Annotated in this window: 4 protein-coding genes and 1 riboswitch; all 4 genes read right to left on the reverse strand. The window is 59.7% G+C overall.

Features of this window, described 5'->3' with window-relative positions:
* A partial coding sequence (locus tag AC6RA8_RS21860; RefSeq protein ID WP_500355859.1) for a DUF1636 family protein occupies positions 1-338 on the reverse strand: 338 nt, incomplete at its 3' end.
* Positions 339-442: 104 nt separating this feature from the next.
* Positions 443-657, reverse strand: a riboswitch (cobalamin riboswitch).
* 133 nt (positions 658-790) lie between these two features.
* Positions 791-1,795: a type I glyceraldehyde-3-phosphate dehydrogenase gene (gene gap, locus AC6RA8_RS21865; RefSeq protein WP_500355860.1), complete on the reverse strand. Its 1,005-nt coding sequence runs from the start codon at positions 1,793-1,795 to the stop codon at positions 791-793.
* Positions 1,796-1,938: 143 nt separating this feature from the next.
* A complete protein-coding gene (locus AC6RA8_RS21870) occupies positions 1,939-2,082 on the reverse strand; it encodes a hypothetical protein (RefSeq protein WP_189368609.1) in 144 nt (47 codons plus the stop codon).
* Positions 2,083-2,156: 74 nt separating this feature from the next.
* Positions 2,157-2,996: type I glyceraldehyde-3-phosphate dehydrogenase (locus AC6RA8_RS21875; RefSeq protein ID WP_500355861.1), on the reverse strand; the 840-nt coding region annotated here is incomplete at its 5' end.

Below are 2,996 nucleotides of genomic sequence, written 5' to 3' on the forward strand. Positions count from 1 at the left end.
GTGCGCAGTTTTCCGGGGCGATCAACGGATGAACACCAGCCATCCTCCATCTCGGCATACTGCCGAGCAAATGCCACGAGGTCGTCAATATCCGCATCTGCCTCGATATCTCCGAACAGATACGTGGCCTTGCGCGTGCCATGATAGGCAACAGTGCAGGGGCGGTCACAGCCTGCCATGCAGGCAACGCCAGAGATTTCGAACTCGTCGGTGAGGCTGTCGCCCGCGGCTGCAATCGCGGTACGCAGTTTTGCAATCAGTTCATAGCCGGGTCGGCAGTTGCTGCCCTTGTGCCGGCAGGATGTGCAGATCGTGATCTTCTGTTGTGGTTGGCCCATGTCGCCCTCCGCGATAGTGCGGGGCGTACGGCAGACATGTCACTTTGAGCGGATCGTTCCGCAAAAACCATCATGGCCTCCTGTCCGGACACCCCGTCCGGGTTGAAGTTACATCAATGATGGCAGGTCTCCTGACTTGCGGGTCTGGGCTTGCCCGATCCTTCCCGAACGCATGCGTTCAGTGGTGATCATCGGGGTCGCTCACCGCTCACAGTTGCGGGGGCAGTTACGGATTTGGCACCTTCCGGCAGCCTCACCGTATTCCCTTTTCATCCTGGTTAGCCGTCGGCATCCAGGAACCATCACGGAAAACGATCTGCTAGAAACAGGGGCGCGTCAAGCCGGAAAGACCTACTGACCACGCGGGCCAGGCGTGACGTTGCGCGGCGGTGACCGCCATCAAAAAAGGCGCCCGTACGGGGCGCCTTTTCCAATCTATGATGCGGTGCGTGTCAGAGGTACTTGCCCATCTCGACCGCTGTGTCAGCCATGCGGTTCGAGAAGCCCCATTCGTTATCATACCAGCTCAGGATACGGACCATGTTGCCATCCATGACCTTGGTCTGATCGGTCGCAAAGATCGACGAGTGTGGATCGTGGTTGAAGTCCATCGACACCAGTTTGGCATCTGTCACGCCCAGCACACCCTTCAATGGACCGGCGGCGGCTGCTTCGGTCATGGCTGCGTTGATTTGCTCAACGGTCACGTCACCATTTACCTCAACGGTCAGATCAACGCAGGAGACGTTCGGTGTGGGGACGCGGATCGCCACGCCGTCCAGCTTGCCATTCAGCTCTGGCATCACCAGACCAACGGCCTTGGCTGCACCGGTTGAGGTGGGGATCATCGACAATGCCGCTGCGCGGGCGCGGTAGAGGTCCTTGTGCATCGTGTCCAGTGTCGGTTGGTCGCCGGTATAGCTGTGCACGGTGGTCATGAAGCCACGCTTGATCCCGAACTGGTCGTGCAGAACCTTGGCCACCGGCGTCAGGCAGTTGGTCGTGCACGAGGCATTCGACACAACCACATCGTCGCCTGATAGGGTGTCGTGGTTCACACCATATACGATGGTTTTGTCGGCATTCTTTCCGGGGGCCGAGATCAGCACGCGGCTGCTGCCATTCTCCAGATGTGCCTGGCAGGCTTCTTTCGAGGTGAAGATGCCTGTGCACTCCATCACGATGTCCACGTGACCCCAGGGCAGGTCGGCCGGGTTGCGCTCTGCCGTGACCTTGATGTGGCCGTGTCCCACGTCGATGCTGTCGCCTGCGACTGTCACCGTGGCAGGAAAGCGGCCATGCACACTGTCATATTGCAGCAGGTGCGCGTTTGTTTCCACGGGGCCAAGGTCGTTGATCGCGACCACCTCGATATCCGTCCGACCGCTTTCGACGATCGCGCGCAGTACGTTGCGCCCGATACGCCCGAACCCGTTGATTGCAACTTTGATGGCCATGGTATCCCCCATGTCTGGTGTCAGAATGATGTCTGAACGCGGCCCCGAAGCTGCGGGGTGCGCCGTTACCGCTAACAAATGCAAAGCGGAGCGATTGTCAACCGGGGATGCCGGTCAAATCGGTGCGACATGTCGGGCGCGGGTCAGCGCCAGAACGCGATCCACTCCAGCAGTTCAGCGAATTTCTTGCCCAGGAAAATGAGGTGCTCTTTGCCATACAGCATCACATCCAGGGTGATCGCGCCGATGATCAGCAGGGCAAGGACAAGAGCGATGCGGTTGGTCATGGGGCTGCGTCAAAAAGAAAAAGGGCAGGGCTGTTGTGACAGCCCCACCCGATGCTTGCAACCTGTCGCGTTGTTCAGGTCAGGCGACCCATGGCAACCGCGACATCAGCCATGCGGACCGAAAACGCCCATTCATTGTCATACCATGCCAGCACACGCACCATCCGATTGCCCACCACTTTTGTCTGGTCGGGGGCAAAGATGGACGAGTGTTCGGTGTGGTTGAAATCAACGCTGACCTTCAGTTCGTCATCATAAGCCAGCACGCGCCCCATGGGTCCGGCCGCAGCCTCGGCCATGGCGGCGTTCACCTCTTCGACGGTGACATCGCGACCGGCTTCGAATGTCAGGTCTACTGCGCTTACGTTTGGTGTTGGGACCCGCATGGCTGTGCCGTCCAGCTTGCCCGCGAGGTTTGGCAGAACTTCTCCCAGCGCCTTGGCGGCCCCGGTCGAGGTCGGGATCATCGCCATTGCGGCAGCGCGGGCGCGGTACAAATCGTTGTGGCGCCGGTCCAGCGTGGGCTGGTCGCCGGTATAGCTGTGGATTGTGGTCATCACGCCTCGCTCGATGCCAAATGCGCGGTCCAGCACCTTCGCAAGTGGGGCAAGGCAGTTGGTTGTGCATGACCCGTTCGAGATCATCCGGTCATTGGCCGCGAGCTGTTCGTCGTTCACGCCAAAGACGACCGTTTTGTCCACGTTCTTGCCGGGGGCGGAGAGCAGCACTTTCTTGGCACCGCGGTCCATGTGGACCTTGGCCTTTTCGCCGTCGTTGAATTTGCCCGTGCACTCCAGCACGACATCCACGCCGGTCCAGTCCAGTTCGTTCATGTCGTAGGTTGACATCATCCGGATCGGCCCACGGCCCAGATCCATCGTGTCGTTGGTCAGTTTCACCTCGTTCGGGAAGCG

Source organism: Tateyamaria sp. (assembly GCF_059783535.1).

Excerpts from the sequence above, each read along its gene's own strand:
- gap (WP_500355860.1), bottom strand. The coding sequence starts at position 1,795 with ATGGCCATCAAAGTTGCAATCAACGGGTTCGGGCGTATCGGGCGCAAC.
- AC6RA8_RS21870 (WP_189368609.1), bottom strand. The coding sequence starts at position 2,082 with ATGACCAACCGCATCGCTCTTGTCCTTGCCCTGCTGATCATCGGCGCG.